At 74.4% G+C, this 16,820-nt stretch carries 16 protein-coding genes; 10 read left to right on the top strand and 6 right to left on the bottom strand.

Going from position 1 to position 16,820, the window contains the following annotated elements; genetic code table 11:
• The first annotated feature begins 38 nt into the window (after positions 1-38).
• Complete coding sequence (locus J2S41_RS32220; RefSeq protein ID WP_310373640.1) at positions 39-347, top strand: WXG100 family type VII secretion target; 309 nt, start codon at positions 39-41, stop codon at positions 345-347.
• Complete coding sequence (locus J2S41_RS32215; protein WP_310373638.1) at positions 341-622, top strand: WXG100 family type VII secretion target; 282 nt, start codon at positions 341-343, stop codon at positions 620-622. The genes J2S41_RS32220 and J2S41_RS32215 overlap by 7 nt, the downstream gene beginning before the upstream one ends.
• Here the strand turns inward: J2S41_RS32215 and mycP are convergent, their stop codons facing one another.
• Positions 623-1,840, bottom strand: a complete 1,218-nt coding sequence (gene mycP / locus J2S41_RS32210; protein WP_374728289.1) for a type VII secretion-associated serine protease mycosin — start codon at positions 1,838-1,840, stop codon at positions 623-625.
• A 213-nt stretch (positions 1,841-2,053) separates the two neighbouring features.
• On the opposite strand from mycP, the gene J2S41_RS32205 reads away from it, so the two are divergent.
• Both J2S41_RS32205 and J2S41_RS32200 read left to right on the top strand, forming a co-directional pair.
• Positions 2,054-4,933: an SseB family protein gene (locus J2S41_RS32205; RefSeq protein WP_310373636.1), complete on the top strand. Its 2,880-nt coding sequence runs from the start codon at positions 2,054-2,056 to the stop codon at positions 4,931-4,933.
• A complete protein-coding gene (locus J2S41_RS32200) occupies positions 4,930-5,295 on the top strand; it encodes a UCP033725 family protein (protein ID WP_310376676.1) in 366 nt (121 codons plus the stop codon). The genes J2S41_RS32205 and J2S41_RS32200 overlap by 4 nt, the downstream gene beginning before the upstream one ends.
• Positions 5,296-5,299: 4 nt before the next feature.
• On the opposite strand, the gene J2S41_RS32195 is transcribed toward J2S41_RS32200, so the two are convergent.
• Together J2S41_RS32195 and acs are read right to left on the bottom strand one after the other, a co-directional pair.
• A complete protein-coding gene (locus J2S41_RS32195; RefSeq protein ID WP_310373634.1) occupies positions 5,300-6,208 on the bottom strand; it encodes an alpha/beta fold hydrolase in 909 nt (302 codons plus the stop codon).
• Positions 6,209-6,320: 112 nt separating this feature from the next.
• A complete protein-coding gene (acs, locus tag J2S41_RS32190; protein ID WP_310373632.1) occupies positions 6,321-8,282 on the bottom strand; it encodes an acetate--CoA ligase in 1,962 nt (653 codons plus the stop codon).
• 226 nt (positions 8,283-8,508) lie between these two features.
• On the opposite strand from acs, the gene J2S41_RS32185 reads away from it, so the two are divergent.
• Positions 8,509-9,252 (top strand): Fic family protein, encoded by a 744-nt coding sequence (locus J2S41_RS32185; RefSeq protein WP_310373629.1) that lies wholly within the window; start codon positions 8,509-8,511, stop codon positions 9,250-9,252.
• A 145-nt stretch (positions 9,253-9,397) separates the two neighbouring features.
• Here J2S41_RS32185 and J2S41_RS32180 read toward each other — a convergent pair whose 3' ends face one another.
• From J2S41_RS32180 to J2S41_RS32170, 3 genes are all read right to left on the bottom strand, one after another.
• Positions 9,398-9,883, bottom strand: a complete 486-nt coding sequence (locus tag J2S41_RS32180; protein WP_310373627.1) for a PH domain-containing protein — start codon at positions 9,881-9,883, stop codon at positions 9,398-9,400.
• Positions 9,884-10,215: 332 nt separating this feature from the next.
• Positions 10,216-11,016, bottom strand: a complete 801-nt coding sequence (locus J2S41_RS32175) for an HAD family hydrolase (RefSeq protein ID WP_310373625.1) — start codon at positions 11,014-11,016, stop codon at positions 10,216-10,218.
• Between the two features lie 284 nt (positions 11,017-11,300).
• A complete protein-coding gene (locus tag J2S41_RS32170; RefSeq protein ID WP_310373623.1) occupies positions 11,301-11,660 on the bottom strand; it encodes an STAS domain-containing protein in 360 nt (119 codons plus the stop codon).
• Between the two features lie 194 nt (positions 11,661-11,854).
• On the opposite strand from J2S41_RS32170, the gene J2S41_RS32165 reads away from it, so the two are divergent.
• The 5 genes from J2S41_RS32165 (at position 11,855) to J2S41_RS32145 (ending at position 16,715) form a co-directional block, all read left to right on the top strand.
• Positions 11,855-12,862: a P-loop NTPase gene (locus tag J2S41_RS32165; protein ID WP_310373621.1), complete on the top strand. Its 1,008-nt coding sequence runs from the start codon at positions 11,855-11,857 to the stop codon at positions 12,860-12,862.
• Complete coding sequence (locus J2S41_RS32160) at positions 12,859-14,115, top strand: TadA family conjugal transfer-associated ATPase (RefSeq protein WP_310373620.1); 1,257 nt, start codon at positions 12,859-12,861, stop codon at positions 14,113-14,115. Before J2S41_RS32165 ends, J2S41_RS32160 begins: the two co-directional genes overlap by 4 nt.
• Positions 14,112-15,152 carry a type II secretion system F family protein gene (locus J2S41_RS32155; protein ID WP_310373618.1) on the top strand — a complete coding sequence of 347 codons (1,041 nt, stop codon included), beginning with the start codon at positions 14,112-14,114 and terminating at the stop codon, positions 15,150-15,152. The genes J2S41_RS32160 and J2S41_RS32155 overlap by 4 nt, the downstream gene beginning before the upstream one ends.
• Positions 15,153-15,813: 661 nt before the next feature.
• Positions 15,814-16,488: a type II secretion system F family protein gene (locus J2S41_RS32150; protein ID WP_374728288.1), complete on the top strand. Its 675-nt coding sequence runs from the start codon at positions 15,814-15,816 to the stop codon at positions 16,486-16,488.
• Positions 16,489-16,511: 23 nt separating this feature from the next.
• Entirely contained in the window at positions 16,512-16,715 is a 204-nt protein-coding gene (locus J2S41_RS32145) for a DUF4244 domain-containing protein (RefSeq protein WP_310373616.1), read from the top strand.
• Positions 16,716-16,820 lie beyond the last annotated feature (105 nt).

Below are 16,820 nucleotides of genomic sequence, written 5' to 3'. Positions count from 1 at the left end.
TAGCGTCCGGACCCTCGGCGGACGTGGAGGCGTGGCGGATGACGGAGGAGACCACGGTGGACCCGGCGGTGCTGGCCGGGATGGCGGCGCGGTGCGACGACGCCGCCGGCCGGATGCGGGCGCTGCTCCGCGGGTGGGACGCGGGCGGGGCGGCCTGGCGGGGCGCGGGCGGGCGGGCGTTCGACGACGCGCGCGCGGACTGGGAGCGGGAGCGGGAGGCGCTGGTGGACGCGCTGACGCAGGCGGCGGTGCTGTTGCGGGCCACGGCGGCGCGCTACGTCGCGGCGGACGACGACGCGGGCGCGGACCTGGCCGGGCTGTTCGGCGTCTGGACGCGGCGGTGCTGAGCGTCGACGTGGCCGCGCTGCGGCGGATCGGCGCGGAGATCGACGCGGCCGGGGTGGCGCTGTGGTCCGTGCTGGACGACCTGGACGCGGACGCGCGGTCGACGGCCGCGGCGTGGAGCGGGGAGGCGTGGCGGGCCTACGAGGAACGGCGTGCCGCCTGGCGCCGGGCGGGTGCGGAACTGGGCGCGCTGCTGCGCGAGATCGGCCGGGCGGTCGAGGTGTCGGCCGCCGACTACGCGGATGTGGAGGCGCGCAACCGGGCGCTGTTCGACTGATCAGGGCCCGGCGTCCGTGGGTGGGGAGCGCCAGGCGCGGCGGCGGGCGCGGGGGACGACCACGGCGAGCCAGAGCGTGAGGGCCGCGGCCACGAGGCCGGCGGCGGCGAGCGCGAGCGCGCGCGGTGTGCGGGCGTGGGCGGCGGACGCGGCCTGGGCGGCCGGCACGGCCGGTGCGGCGGCGGGGGCCGGGCGGGTGGTGGACGGCGGCGCGGGCACGGTGTCGGCGACCGCGCGGTACGGGTTCAGCACGCCGTAGCCGTACGCGTCGCCGGCCGGGCCGCCGGGCGCCGGGTCGGTGGTGGCGACGATCCGGGCGATGACCTCGGTCACCGTCAGGTCCGGCCAGCGCTGCCGGACCAGCGCGGCGGTGGCGGCGCCGAACGGCGCGGCGTAGCTGGTGCCGTCCGCGTACGCGTGACCGCCGCCCGGGACCGCGGTGAGCACGTGCCCACCCGGCGCGACCAGGTCGACGTACGTGCCGGCCTGCGAGTAGTCCGCGGCCTGGCCCGCCTCGGTGATGGCGCCGACGCCGAGCACGCCGGCGTAGGCGGCCGGGTACGGCGTCGGGTCCGCGCCCGGGGTCCCGTGCCGGTTGCCGACCGCGGCCACCACCACGACGTCGTGCGCCACCGCGTATCCGATCGCCGCGCGCACCGCCGCGTCGTCCGCGTAGAGCACCACGGACAGGTTGAGCACGTCCGCGTCGTGGTCCACGGCCCAGCGGATCGCGTCGGCGAGCCGGTCCGGCGGCACGGTCCGGCCGGTCTCGGCGCCGTCCACGATCTGCTGCTCGCTCACGCGTACCGGCAGGATGCGGGCCTCCGGCGCGACGCCGCGGAACGCCACGCCGCGCGCGGGGGCGGCCGCGATCAGGCTGGCGACCGCGGTGCCGTGGCCGACGCAGTCGCGCGTGCCGTCGCCGCCCGGGTCGAGGAAGTCCGCGCCGGGCAGCACGCGCCCGGCGAGTTGCGGATGGGCCGGGTCGACGCCGGAGTCGATCACGGCGACCACCGTGCCGCGGCCGTCCGCGACCGGGGAGAGGCGGCCCAGTCCGTACCGTCGCTGGGCCCATGGCTCCTCGCGAACCGTGCCGGACGGCGCGGCGGTGCTTTCGCAGGACAAACCGCTCGCGGAGAGTGGCCTAAGGGGTACTGGCGCGAAAGCGGAGAGTTGTGTTCTGATGCCCGCCAGGTGCGTCGGGGTTTTCTGTGGCATGGTGGGGTCTGAGGGGACGAATCCAGTCAAAGCCCACAGCACGGTGACTGCGGCGATGCCTGCTCGGCCACGCATCCCGCCTCCTTCGCCTGGGCGATGGTAACCGCGCGGACGCTGACTCTGTGACCCTGTCCGGCCGCGCGTTGTGATCTTGGATCAACCTTGTAGGTTGTACGCGAATGCGTCTGGCCTGATGGGTGAAGGGAGGTGGCCGTGACCGACTGGGAGCCGGCCACCGAGGCCGAAGCGGCCATGCGGGAGGCCCTCCGTAAGGAGGACCAGGAGGCCTATTTCCAGGTGCTTGCCCGCACCGAGTTGCTGCTGCCCGTCTCCGGCGACACACCGGCCGGCGGCCCGCTGAGCTGGGGCACGTGGACCACCGGCGGCCGCACGCACGTGCTCGCCTTCACGTCCGCCGCGGCGCTGCGGGCCTGCCTCGCGCAGCACGCCGGCTCGACGCGCCACGTGCCGTACCAGGAGCTCGCGGCCGGCTGGCCGAACGTGGACTGGTGGCTCGCGGTCAACCCCGGCCTGCCCATCGAGGGCTACCTGCCCGCCTGGTTCGTGGCTCAGCTCGCGCGCGGCGATGTGCGGCTGCCGGGCCGGACCATGGGCGCCCGCGCCCGCCTGATGAAGGCGGAGAGCGCGAACCGGGCGCGCGCCACCGCGTCCGTCCCCGGCATGATGCGGCCGAGCGAGGACGAGGTCGCGGCCGCCATGGCCGCGCCCGGCGTCAGCCACTCGCCCGGCACGCTCAGCGGCAACGGGCTGATCACGAGCGACGAGCCGTCCGCCGGTGCGGAGCCGGACCCCGCGCCGGACCCCACGCCCGAGCCCGAGCAGCGCGCGAACTGGGCGGCCGACTACTCCGGGCCGTCCCGCTGGGCCGCGGCGCCGGAGAGCGCCGGCCCGCCCGCGCCGCTCGGACCGCCCACGTCGAGCGGCGGGTTCCCGGTGATGCCGGGCCCGTCGCCGGACACCGCCGAGTCGCTGCCGACCCGGCCGCTGGAGACGTTCGGCGCCAACGGCGACGCCCCGCCACCGCGGTACGGTGCGCGGCCCGCGGCCGCCGACGCGTTCCCGCCGCGCGCGGAGGGCGACGGGCTGCCGCGGCGGCCGGTTCCGGAGCCGGCGGACACGCGTCCGCCGGGCTTCGCGCCGCTGCCCGCTCCCGACGCGCTGCCCGGCCCCGACGCGCTGCCGGCCCGGCCGGTCTCCGGTGGTGGCCCGGAGTCGTCCGGTGCCACCTCGCTGCCGCGCCGGCCGGACCCCGGATCGCCGGCGCCGTTCCGTCCGGCGGGCTTCGAGTCGCCGGTCGGCCGGGCCGACGCGGCCCCGCGAACGAACGGTCTCTCTCCGCGCCCGGCCCCGGCCGGCTCCGACTTCGGCGGTCTCGCGCAGCGTCCCGAGCCCGGTGGCTTCGAGCGCCGGCCGGAGGCTGAGCCGGACGCCGGCGGTCCTCCGCGCCCGGGGGCCGACTCCGAGGCCGAGCCGCTTCCCAAGCGCCCGCCGAACGGCGAGTCGCTGCCGAAGCGCCCATCCGCCGCGGATGCCCTCGGTGCCCGTTCGGCCGCGGCGTCCCGGTCGCCCGGCGCCGGTGCGCCGCCGTCGAGCCCCGAGGCGTGGTCCCGGCCCGGCTTCGACGCGCCGCCGTCCCGGTTCGGGGACTCGCTGACCAGCCGCCCGGGCGGCGATCCGCTCTCCAGCCGCCCCGGTGACGCGCCGCCGTTCCGGGCCGGGGCGGAGACGCCCACGTCGCCCGCGCCCGAGGCGCCCGCGTCCGACGAGACGCCCGCGGTCGGTCCGGGTGGGCTGCCGCGCCGGCAGGCGAGCAGCACGCCCACCGTGTACGGCGGCGCGGTCCCGGTCGAGGAGGCCACCGACTACCTGCGCGGCGCCGCTCACCCGGGCGACCCGGCCGTGGAGGAGCGGGCGCCGCACGTGTGGGCCGCGCCCGGCGAGGCGCCGTCCTACGGTGCCGGCTCGCCGTCCTACGCCACGCCGCGGTCCGACCCGCCGTACACGCCGGACCCGGACCGCCCGTTCTCCCCGGCGCCGACGCCCGCGTACCGGCCGGAGTCGCAGATCGCGCAGCCGGACCTGGCCGGGTTCACGCCGGCGAACGAGGTCGAGGAGGAGTTGCTCGCGGCCGCCGGCGACGGCAGCACCGACTCGTTCCTCTCCACGCTGCTGCTGGCGCGCGTGCTGCTGCCGCTCAAGCCGGGCACGTCCGCGTCCGGTGGCCGCCCCGGCGACCCGGACTTCGCCTGGCGCACCGACGTGATCGACGGCGAGCGCTACGTGGTGGTCTTCACGTCCCCGGAGCGGCTCGGCGAACACCTGGTCGGCGGCGAGGCGATCGAGACCGTCGGGGTGAAGTTCGCCCGGCTGATCCGCCACTGGCCGGACCCGGGCCTGTCGTTCGCGGTGAACCCGGGCAGCCCGGTCGGCGCGACGCTGCCGGGCAGCCAGATCGTGGCGCTGGCCAGCTGGGCCAAGGAGGTCGGCCTCGGCGAGGACGCCGAGCCGGACGAGTACGTCGAGCCGACGCCGGCACCGGTGCGCGTGGTGGAGACGCCCGCGCCGGTGTCCCGCCCGCCGGACCCGAACGCGCCGACCGTGATGCAGAAGACGGTCTCGCCGGCGCAGGTCGACTACTTCCTGAACCGGGGGTACGACCGGGTCTCCGGCTTCCTGCACCGGGCGAACGAGGTCGAGCACCTGGGCACGCCCGGTCAGCTGTTGTCCGCGCTGGGCCTGATCTACCCGGGCTCTCCGTTCCGCCCGGACGCGGAGGTGGTGCACGTGCTGCGCTGGCCCGCGTTCCGCCCGTCGCTGTACCGCATTCCGTACGGCGGGCAGAACGAGAACGCGATGCGCGCGATGGAGGGCTGGGTGATCGAGCGCCCGCCGTTCCGCGGCAACGGGTTCGCGCCCGGCGACAGCTCCGACGTGATCGCCGAGTTCAAGGTGGACAGCGTGCGCCTGCCGCACGGCTCCGAGCTGTGGAGCATCGACCGCTCCGGCCGGCAGACGCTGCTCGCCCTGCTCGACACGGACGCGATGACCTGGCGAAAGGTCGGCGAGAACTGATGCGCGACGGCTACGTGGCCCGCTACCAGGGCCGCGAGTACGAGGCCAGCCCGGACGGCGACAACGTGCGCATCTACCAGCCGCAGCCGGGCGACGGCTTCTCCGAGGTGCGTCCCGGGCGATACGTGCGGGTGCTGAACGCCGGCGACGTGGACGACCTGATGTACGTGCGGACCACCTGCACCTGGCAGGGCGAGCCGTTCATCGTGCTCGGCGAGGCCGACGGCTGGCTGCGCGTGGAGTACACCGGCGGCAAGGCCCCGACCGCGCAGGCGCTCGGCCTGGAGGAGTTCGACTTCGGCGTCTACCAGGGCTGGGCGCCGCTGTCCGCGGTCACCGACCTGCGCGAGAACCGGATCTGACCCCTCACTTCGCCCAGCGCAGGATCTCGGACGCGACCAGCGCCGGGACCTCCTGGTGCGGGAAGTGGCCGACGCCGCGCAGCGGCAGCCACTCGTAGGAGGACCGGACGTACCGGCTGGAGCCCTGCGCGGTGCGGGGCAGGATCGCGGTGTCCTGCGTGCCGTGCAGTTGCAGCGTGGGCGTGACCAGCGGGCGCTGCATGAGCCTGACGAACCGGTAGCCGTGCAGCCGCAGCCCGGCCCGGAACGCCCACCGGTAGCCCTCCATCGCGCAGAACGCGGCCTGCGGGATGGTGATCGCCTCCCGGCACCTGGCCTCGTAGTCGGCGAACGCGGCGCTGTTCACCCACTCACGACCGCCCCACCGGCGCAGGATGTTGCCGACCTCGGCGCCGTTGTCCCGGGCGAGCACGTGCTCGTACCGTGGGAGCTGGTATTTGAGCGTGTGGGTCGCGGCGGCGACCTGGCCGCGCGGGTCGGAGAAGAGCGCGGCGCGCAGCCGCAGCGGGTGGGCCGCGCCCATCACGATCAGGCGGCTGACCATCTGCGGGTGGAACGACGCGGTGGTCCAGCCGATCATGCCGCCGGCACCGGCGCCGACCACGATCGCGGACCGCTCGCCGAGCGCGCGGATGGTGCCGGCGACGTCCGCGGCGAGCGTGTATCCGTCGTATCCGCGCGGCGGCTTGTCACTGGCGCCGTAACCACGCAGGTCCATCGCGACCGCCCGGAAGCCGGCGTCGGCCACGTACGGCAGGATCTGGTGCCAGGCCCACCAGAACTCCGGGAATCCGTGCAGGAACAGCACGAGCGGCCCGGTGCCGGCCTCCACGACATGGAACCTGCTGCCGTTGGCGCCGACGAACCGGTGTGTCCACGGCCCCTCGATCAGCACGCTCGCGTCGTCAGTCATGGGCCAAGCGTAGGCCTACTGCCAAAAAGCGCATCCAGGGTGCCCGGAAGGGAAACCTTGAGAGACATTCAGGGGTACGGATCGCGAATCCGCACCCCTGAACCGATCGTCGTCAGTCGTCCGACTTGCTGTCCTTCATCCCGCTCGCGATGAGGTCCATCACGGTGGAGTCCTGCAGGGTGGTGACGTCACCCAGCGAGCGGTGCTCGGCCACGTCGCGCAGCAGCCGGCGCATGATCTTGCCGGAGCGGGTCTTCGGCAGCTCCGCGACCAGCATGATCTGGCGCGGCTTGGCGATCGGGCCCAGCGTCTTCGCCACGTGGTTGCGCAGCTCCTGGATCAGCGCCTCGCCGGCCTCGCCGGAGGTGTCGACGTTGCCGCGCGGGATGGTGAACGCGACGATCGCCTGCCCGGTGGTCGGGTCGGTCGCGCCGACGACCGCGGCCTCCGCCACCGACGGGTGCGAGACCAGTGCGGACTCGACCTCGGTGGTGGAGATGTTGTGGCCGGAGACCAGCATCACGTCGTCGACCCGGCCGAGCAGCCAGATGTGCCCGTCGTCGTCCTTCTTCGCGCCGTCGCCCGCGAAGTACATGCCGTCGAAGCGCGACCAGTACGTCTCCACGAACCGGTTGTCGTCGCCCCAGATGGTGCGCAGCATCGACGGCCACGGCTCGCGGAGCACCAGGTAGCCGCCGCCGCCGTTCGGCACGGACTTGCCCTGGTCGTCGACCACGTCCGCGGTGATGCCGGGCAGCGGGGTCATCGCGGAGCCCGGCTTGGTCGCGGTCACGCCCGGCAGCGGGGAGATCATGATGGCGCCGGTCTCGGTCTGCCACCAGGTGTCCACGACCGGCGTGTTGCCGTGCCCGATCGTCTCCCGGTACCAGATCCAGGCCTCCGGGTTGATCGGCTCGCCGACGCTGCCCAGGATGCGCAGCGAGGACAGGTCGTGCGCGGCCGGGATGTCGGCGCCCCACTTCATCATCGTGCGGATCAGCGTGGGCGCGGTGTAGAGGATGGTCACCTTGTAGCGGTCGACGATCTCCCAGAACCGGGCCTTGCTCGGCGTGTCCGGCGTCCCCTCGTACATCACCTGGGTCGCGCCGTTGGCCAGCGGGCCGTACACGATGTAGGAGTGCCCGGTCACCCAGCCGATGTCCGCGGTGCACCAGTAGACGTCGGTCTCCGGCTTCAGGTCGAACACCGCGTGGTGGGTGAACGCCGCCTGCGTCAGGTAGCCCCCGCTGGTGTGCAGGATTCCCTTCGGCTTCGCCGTGGTGCCGGACGTGTAGAGGATGAACAGCGGGTGCTCGGCGTCGAAGGCCTGCGCGGTGTGCTCGGTCGCGGCCTGCTCGACCGTCTCGTGCCACCACAGGTCCTTCTCGCCCCAGGCGACCTCCTGCCCGGTGCGGCGGACCACCAGCACGTGCTCCACGCTCGGCGTGCTCTTCAGCGCCTCGTCCACGATGGACTTGAGCCCGGAGGGCTTGCCGCGCCGGTAACCGCCGTCCGCGGTGATCACGACCTTCGCGGTGGCGTCGTTGATCCGGTTGCTCAGCGAGTCGGCCGAGAAGCCGCCGAAGACCACGCTGTGCGTGGCGCCGAGCCGCGCGCAGGCCAGCATCGCGACAGCGGCCTCCGGGATCATCGGCAGGTAGATCGCCACCCGGTCGCCGGCCGTGACGCCCAACTCGGTCAGGTAGTTCGCCGCCTGGGAGACCGACGTCAGCAGGTCGGCGTAGGTGATGGTGCGGGTGTCGCCGGGCTCGCCCTCCCAGTGGATCGCGACCTTGTCGCCGTTGCCGGCGGCCACGTGCCGGTCCAGGCAGTTGTAGGCCACGTTCAGCTCGCCGCCGACGAACCACTTCGCGAACGGCGGGTTGGACCAGTCGAGCACCTGGTCCCACGGCTTCGACCACTCCAGGCGACGCGCCTGCGTCTCCCAGAACGCGAGCCGATCGTCCGCGGCCTGCTGGTATGCGACATCGGTGACGTTGGCCTCGGCGGCGAGCGCGGCCGGCGGCGGGAACGTCCGCTCCTCTTTGAGAAGGTTCGCCAAGGTCTCACTCATCGATGAACTCCTCGTCAGATGTCCGTGTGATCCAGGTCTCCGCCGAGACTAGCGTCGGTCCTGGTGAGCAGCTAGAAGCGGTCACCGTACGCGCCGAATGGCGCACGGTGAGCGCCCACCGGTTGATCTTTGCACCGCCCCTGGCCGCCGTGAAGAGACCGTTACCGTTCGATTTCCCCTAAGTCTTTCCTAATCGCCTCCCACCAGGGCGGTAGCGTTGCCTCCCGTGAACGACCCCCTCGCCCCCCTGCTCGAACTGGCCGGCGTCGCCGAGGCCGTCGGGTCCGCGCGCGATCGCGCGGACGCCGCGATGCGCCATCGCGCGCTGCGCCGCAAGGGCGGCCAGGTCGCCGCGGAGGTCGGGCTCCGCGCGGCGGTCGCCAGTGCCGCCCTGGAGGGCGCCGATCATGACCTCGAGGTGGTACGACAGGGCGCCGTCACCGATCCGGTCATGCAGGGTGCGCTGCGGGTGGTCGGCGCGCTGGACGGCCTGGCGCCCCGCTGGCGTAACGCGCCGCGCCAGGTGCTGGCCCGCCTGCACGTGCTCGCGGCCCGCGGCGTGGTCCCGGACGACGCGCTCGGCCGCCCGGTCGCGGACCCGGTGGTCGCCGCGCGGCTGGACACGCTGATGGCCCTGGTGGCGGGCGGCACCCGGGTGCCGCCGCTGGTGCTGGCCGCGGTCGTGCACGGCGAACTGCTGAATCTGCGCCCCTTCGACGGCCCGTCCGGCGTGGTCGCCCGCGCCGCCGCCCGCCTGACGCTGCTGTCCACCGGCTTCGACCCGCGCGGCCTGATCGGCGTCGAGGTCGGCCACCTGCGCCGCCGCCCCGAGTACATCGGCGCCGCCAGCGCCTTCGCCACCGGCACCCCGGACGGGCTCCGCTCCTGGCTCCGCCACTACACCGCCGCCATCGAGGCCGGTGCCGACGACCTCACCCCCATCGGCGACGCCATCCTCGCCACCACCTGACACGCCATCCGCGTCCTGGAGCGGCGCCGGGGGTCTTGCCGGCCGGCCACGGATCCGGAAGGGAGGCCGGCCAACGGCCGACCGGGGCCCGCGGGAGCATGCGGGGCTCGGGGCGCCGGGAGCGGGAATATCCGCTTTTCGGGGTTTAGGCGTTGTTGGTGGCGAGTTGGAGGACGTGGCGCTCGCGGAGTTCGTGGAAGACCTGGCGGAAGAGGCCGGGGCGGGAGTGGAAGTCGACGCCCTGGGCCCACAGCTCGGTCTTGATCTCGGTGCCGTCGTGGCGGTCGATCACCACGGTCATGCCGCCCGGGATGCGGAAGCCGCCGAACCGGTACGTCACGTCCTGCATGCGGAATCGGTCGATGTCCGGCCACGGGACCGTGCGGGTCCAGAACAGGCCGCGGATCCGGACGCCGGGATCGCCGACGTAGACGCCCATGCGTGCGATCCGCACCGCGCCGACCGCCCAGGCGGCGGCCAGGATCAGCGAGAAGATGACGGTGGCGCCGGTATCGAAGCCGAAGAGCCGGTCGCTGGTCCAGCCGAGGGCGGTGATGCTCGCGGCCTCCCAGGCGATCACGAGCCACCGGCCGCCGCCCGGTGGGTAGGGGCGGGTCCAGTGTGTCTTCATTTGCGCAAGTATGCCTTTATTTTCGTGCGCCCTGATCGGACGTTCGGGTGGTTGCACGTGGACGGCGCCTCGATCACGAGGCGCCGTCACCACACGTCCGGTCCGGGTTATCAAGCGTGTCCGTTTGTCGTCTGCACCGGTCCCGGAGGAGCCGATGCCACGTGCCTATCGCGGCGGGCCGCGCGTGGGTGCCCGGTGGCCGTGAGCGGGGCTGGTTTCCCATGCCCGCTCCCTTTTTCTACGCCGCCACAGGCTTGATCGCCAGGGCCTTGGCGGATCGTGTTACGGAAGTGCCGGGATTGGTTTTCCCAGCTCAGACATGCTGTAGGAGATCAGGCGGTGGTGGTGCGGGACTTGCGCATGCGGCCGTACCACGCGATGCCGATGGCGACCCCCACGCCGACGCCGAGCGCGGCGGCGGTGATCGGGACGGCCGGCTGGGTGCGCAGGCGGCGGCCGATCGGGATCGGGTGCCGGAACTCCAGCACCTGCCAGCCGCGCTCGATCGCGATGCGGCGCAGCGTGCGGGACGGGTTCACCGCGCTGGGGTGGCCGACGCACTCCAGCAGCGGCAGGTCGCTGCTGGAGTCCGAGTACGCATAGCACTCGGACAGGTCGTAGCCGCGCTCCCCGACCAGCCGGTTCACGCCCTCGACCTTGGCCGGGCCGGCCGCGTAGAACTCGACCTCGCCGCTGTACCGCCCGTCCACGATCGCCATCCGGGTGGCGATCACGTCGGTGACCCCGAGCAACTCGCCGATCGGACGGACCATCTCGTCGCCGGACGCGGAGACCAGCACCACGTCCCGGCCGGCCGCCTGATGCTCCGCGATCAGCGCGGTGGCCTCGGCGTACACGTACGGATGGATGAGCTCGTGCAGCGTCTCGGTGACGATCTGACTGACCTGCTCCACCGACCAGCCCTTGCAGAGCTGCGCCAGGTAGTCGCGGGTGCGCGCCATCGACTGCTCGTCGGTGCCGCCGAGCCGGAACATGAGCTGGGCGTACGCCGACTTCACGACGTCCCGCCGGGTGATCAGCCCATCACGGTAGAACGGGCGGCCGAACGCCAGAGCGCTTGACTTGGCGATGACCGTCTTGTCGAGATCGAAAAACGCGGCGCTTCGGCCCACGGCAGCAGAGTTTAACGCCACCGCGCGAACGGCCCCGCCCGGCGGCGTGGATTCCCTGTGATCTTGTGCGCAATACGGCGTGTCGTGCGTCATAGGGCGTTCGCCACTCGACGTGCGCGGTTGACTTCAGGCATCCTTAGGTTTGCGACGCCGATTCATGTCCTTTCCAGGTGTCGCCCGAAGACCCTCGGCGGTTGCACCCCCCGTGACTGCCGAGCGGGTTCGGCTCGACCCCCCCGGAGTCGGACCCCCGGACGGCCCCCGTCACCCCCCGACGGGGGTCGTCACCTTTCTACAGTCCTCTGTGGGCCCGACCGCTCGTCCTCCACCCCGAAGAGGTCGGTCAGGCCGGTGATCGTCAGGACCCGGCGGAACGCGGGGCTCGGCGCCGCGACCGTGAACGCGCAGCCCGCCTCCGCCGCCGCGCGATAGCCGCCGACCAGCGCGCCCAGGCCGGTCGAGTCGATGAACGAGGCCTCCGCGAGGTCGACCCGGATCGCCGCGGGGGAGTGCCGGGCCAGTACGTTCCAGATCTCGCCGGCCATCTCGCCGGAGTTGGTGTAGTCGATCTCGCCCGCGACCCTGACCACCACCAGACGTCCGTCCGCGACCGGTTCCGGGGACAACTCGCTCGTGATCTGCATGGGCACCACTCCAACGCCGTACTGGCGACCAAAGATACCCAACATCATTCACGTTCGCGACGGGCGTTCGTAGCAGATCGCGGGCGCTCTCGGGGCGTTGTCCACAGGCGTTCTCCTCATCCACAGACGCCGCCATCGACGGGTACGGACGGCGAGTCTCTCCGGGACGTCCTCGATGTCCATGGAGGGTTCCGATGGCTCGCACCGGATCACGGCCGCTCGTCGTCACGGCCGACGAGGCTCTGCTCGACGATCTGCTGCGGCTCGCCGCCGCGGCCGGCACCGAGCTGCAGGTCGCCACCGACCCGGCCGCCGCCCGCCCGCACTACGAGCAGGCGCCCGTCGTCCTGGTCGGGTCCGACCAGACCGGCCCGCTCTCCCGCGCCCGGCTGCGGCGGCGCACCGTCGTCCTGGTGGGCCGGGCCGGCACGGCCGATCCGCCGCCCGACCTGGTCGAGCGGCTGGGCGTCGAGCACATCGCCGTCCTCCCGGCCGCGGAGCGCTGGCTCGTGCACCGGCTCGGCACGCCTCCGCCGCCGCCACGCGGCCGGGTCATCGCGCTGTTCGGTGCCCGTGGTGGCGCCGGCACCAGCACGTTCGCGGTGACGCTGGCGGTCACCGCGGCCCGCGCCGGTCGCCGCGTGCTGCTGCTCGACGCCGACCCGCTCGGCGGCCGGCTCGACCTCATGGTCGGCCTGCGACAGTTCGACCGGGACGGGCCCGGCGAGCTGGTGCTGCTCGGCCTCGACCACGGCGGGCCCGGCGACCTCCCCGCCGGTGCCATCACCACCGGCCTGGACACGGGCCGCCGGGAGTGCGACCTGGTCGTCGCCGACCTGCCCCGGCACCTCGGCCAGGCCGGCCCGGCCGCGCTGCGCGACGCCGACCAGGCGCACGTCATCGTCCCCGCGGAGCTGCGCGCCTGCCTCGCCGCCGGCCGGATCGCCGCGCTCGCCCGGCCGCACAGCTGGCGGCTCTCCGCCATCGTCCGCGACGCCTCCGCCGACACGCTCACCGTGGACGACGTCGCGCGCACCGCGCGCCTTCCGGTTGCCGGTGCGTATTCCAGCGACCCGGCGCTTCGCACGCTGCTCGCTCGCGGCGAGGTGCCGCCCGTCGACGGGCACGGCCCGCTGACGGGCCTCTGCCGCCGCCTCCTCACGGTTCCCCCGGGCCGTGGCACCGAGGAGGCGGCGGCATGAGGGGCGCGGCCGGGCTCTCCGCCCGGGTGCGCGAGCGGTTCACCGTGGCCGGGGCGGACGCGACCGAGGACGCGGTGGTCGCGGCCGTGCGCACCGATCCCGGCGCCGCCGAGCTCGGCCCGGGCGCGGTGCTGCGCCTCGCCGAACGGGTCCGCGGTGACCTGGTGGGTGCCGGTCCGCTGACGCCGCTCCTGGCCGACGAGACGGTCACCGACATCCTGGTCAACGCCACCGACGTCTGGGTCGACCGCGGCAACGGCCTGGTCCGCGCGCCGGTGCGGATGGGCGGTCCGGACGAGGTGCGCCGGCTCGCGCAGCGCCTCGCCGCCGGCTGCGGACGCCGGCTCGACGACGGGCAGCCGTTCGTCGACGCCCGGCTCCCCGACGGCACGCGCGTGCACGCGGTGCTGCCGCCGGTCGCCACCACCGGGCCGTACCTGTCGTTGCGCACGTTCCGGCAGCGGCCGTACCGGCTGGCGGACCTGGTGCACGCGGGCACCGTGCCCGGCCCGGTGGCGGACATCCTGCACGCCGTGGTCACCGCCCGGCTCGCGTACCTCGTGGTCGGCGGCACCGGCTCCGGCAAGACCACCATGCTCAACACGCTGCTCGGCCTGGTGCCGCCCACCGAGCGCATCGTCATCGTGGAGGACGCCGCGGAGCTGCGGCCCCAGCACCCGCACGTGGTCGCGCTCCAGGCCCGGGTCTCCAACGTGGAGGGTGCCGGCGCGGTCGACCTGCGCACGCTGGTCCGGCAGGCGCTGCGCATGCGGCCCGACCGGCTCATCGTGGGCGAGTGCCGCGGCGCCGAGGTCGTCGACCTGCTGGCCGCGCTGAACACCGGGCACGACGGTGGCGCGGGCACGCTGCACGCGAACGCACCGGCCGACGTGCCGGCCCGGCTGGAGGCGCTGGGCATCGTCGGCGGGCTGCCGCGCGCGGCGCTGCACGCACAGGTGGCGGCGGCGTTGCAGGTGGTGGTGCACCTCCGGCGCGGCGCACGCGGGCGCGTGCTCGACTCGATCTCACTGCTCACGGCCGACGGCCCGGAGCGGCTGCTGGCCACGCGGACGGTGTGGCGGCGCGGACACGGGCCCGGCCCGGCAGCGGCCGAGCTGGCCCGGCTGCTCGGCGAGCGTGACGTGCCCGTGCCACACCTGCTGCGGTCGCCGGTGTCGACGCCGGTCGGCGACGGCGCGGCGGAGGTGACGCCGTTGCGGCGCCGGCCGCGGCCCGGCGGTGACGCGTCGTGAGCGCGTTCTGGATGGCGATCGGCGTGCTCGCCGGGACGGTGGCCGTGCTGGCGGGGCTGGCGGCGTTCCAGACGCGCCGGAGTGTGCCGTCCGCTGCGCCGCGCGTGGCGCCGGTGCGGGGTGGGCTGTTCGCGGCGGAGGCGTCGCTACCCGCGGCGTTCCGCTTCGAGGGTGCGAGCGGACGGTTCACGCCGATGGATGCGGGACAGCCGTTGCCCAGGGCGGCCTGGGATGCGTCGTCTCTTCCTGCCATGTCGTCTCTCCCGGCGGTGTCGGGTCTGCGGTCGGCGTTCGTCGGGCGGGCGTCCGTGCGGGACGAGGTTCGTGTGACGCAGCCGATCGAGACCGCTTTTCCTGCGACGGACGTGCCTGTCTCTTCTGCGGTGCCCGTCTCGCCCGGGGTGCCGGTTGCGCGGCCCGGGTGGCGCGGTGCGGTGTCGTTGCCGCGGACCCGGCGTGGGCGGCGGCTTCTGGTCGTGGGTGTCGCCGGGGTGTCGGCGCTGGGTGGACTGGTTGCCGCCGGGCCGGTGGGGATGCTGGTCGCCGTCTACTGCCGGCTGGCCGTGCGAGGGTTGTTGCGCCGCGATGCCGCGAGGGCCGAACTGCTGGCGCGGAATCGGACGCTGGACATGCTCTGCACGCTCGCGGCCGACCTGCGGGCCGGGCTGCCGCACACCGATCCACCGGCGCTGCCGGACCCGCGGATCGGGCGGCTCACCACGGCGGCCTGGCTACTGGCGGAGCGTACCGGCGCGCCCTTGGCCGACCTCGTGGAACGCATCGAGTCCGACACCCGCGTCATGGCCAGGGGGCAAGCGGCCGCTGCCGCGGAGGCCGCGGGTGCGCGCGTCACCGCCTGGCTGCTCGCCGGGCTTCCGATCGGTGGCCTGGCGCTCGGTGCGTTCATGGGCGTGAACCCGTTGGACGTCCTGCTCCACACGCCGATCGGGGCGGCGTGCGCCGTCGGTGCCGTGGTTCTTCAGTCGGCCGGTCTCGCCTGGGCCAATCGGCTCGCCAGCCCGGGAGGGACGTCGTGACCGCGCTGTCCGTGGTGTGCGCGGGCGGGTGCGGCACGCCGCTGCCGCTACCGGACCGCACGGTCGCCGGGTGCCTCACCGAGCTGCCGGTCACGCTCGACTGTCGACTGTGGTGCGACGCGCTGTCGGCGCTCGCCGCGTTGCGGTGGCGGCTCGCCTCGCATCGGCGGCGGGGACCGCGCGTGCGGCTCGACCGGCCGGGATGGTGCGCCTTGCGGCCGGCGGCGTTGCCCTGCCGCGGCCGGGCTGCCGCCGGGTGCGCGTCCCCGGCTGGCGCGGCGAGCGGGCGGGCGGCGTCGTGACGTGGGTGGTGGCGCTGTCCGCCGTGGCCGGCGTGGCGGTGCTGGCCGGGGCGTGGGCGCCCGAACTGTTTCGATCTTTCCGTGCCCCGCGCGGCGCCGCCGGGACCGCGCCCGAGGCCGTCGAGTACGCCGACGGTTCCGGTGCGCGGCCAGCGGCCCCGCGCGGGGCAGCGGCCGGGAACGGTCGGGACCTGCCGATCGTGGGTACCGGCCAGGATCGGGATGGCCGTCGTCTGGACCTGCATGGCGGGCTCTACTGGGCTACCGGGGCGGCGCCCGGGCCGGGCAGCGGCGGAACTGGTGCGCCTGCGCGTGGGGAGGGCGGCCCCGGCGTCGCGCCCGACGAGGTCGTCGCCGGGATCGTGCCGGGCGCGGGTGACTCGCCCGCCTCCGCCTCCGGCCGCGTCGTGCCCGAGCGAGACGATGCGCGCGAACGCCCGCGGCCGGCGGTGCTGATCGCCGGTGCGGCCGGTGGCGGGGCGGCGGTGGCGTTGCTGTTCGGCGGCTGGGCCGGGGTCGGTCTCGGCGTGGCCGCGGCCGTCGGGACCTTCCTGGTGCTGCGCCGGCTGGAGCCGGCGTCGGCGCGCAGGCTGCGGCTCCAGGCGGTCGCCGACCTTCCGCTCGCCGCGGACCTGCTCTCGGCCACGCTCCGCGCGGGCGCGCCCGTCGACCGGGCCGCCGACGCGGTCGCGGACGCGCTCGGCGGACCGCTCGCCGTTCACCTCGCTCGTGTCGCGCGGTCGCTCCGCCTGGGTGCGCCGGCCGAGGAGGCGTGGGCGTACCTGTCGGAGGTGCCGGGCGCGGAGCGCGTGGTCGCGGCCGCGATCCGTTCCAGCGCGAGCGGTGCGGCGCTCGCCGGGGCGCTAACCCGGCTCGCCGACGACCTGCGTACGGATCGCGCCGTCGCGGCGCAGGTGGCGGCTCACCGCGCCGGCGTGCTCGTGGTGCTGCCGCTCGGGCTCTGCTTCCTGCCCGCCTTCGTCCTCGCCGGGCTCGCACCGGTGATCATCGCCGTCCTCAGCGAACTGCTGTGAACACCCAGAAGAGAGGGAAACCAATGCTCACAACGTTCCTCCGCCGCATCGGCGACCGACTTCGCCCGCTCGGCCGCCGGCTGCGCGGCGACGCCGGCATGAACACCGCCGAGTACGCGGTCGGCACACTGGCCGCCGTGGCGTTCGCCGCGCTGCTGCTCAAGGTGCTGACCAGTCCGTCCATCCAGAAGGCGCTCACCGAGATCATCGAGAGGGCGCTGAAATGATCAGCCTTCGCTATCGCGGTCGCCACCACCGCCCCGGTCTGATGTCTCGGCTGCTGCACATCGTCATCTCCGGGCTCGGCCTCCGGAGTCGTCCTTGGCCGCCGG

The sequence above is a fragment of the Catenuloplanes atrovinosus genome (genome assembly GCF_031458235.1).
In the GTDB taxonomy this organism is placed as follows: Bacteria; Actinomycetota; Actinomycetes; order Mycobacteriales; family Micromonosporaceae; genus Catenuloplanes; species Catenuloplanes atrovinosus.
Note: the sequence above shows the minus strand (reverse complement) of the source record. Positions and strands in the feature narration are given on the sequence as shown.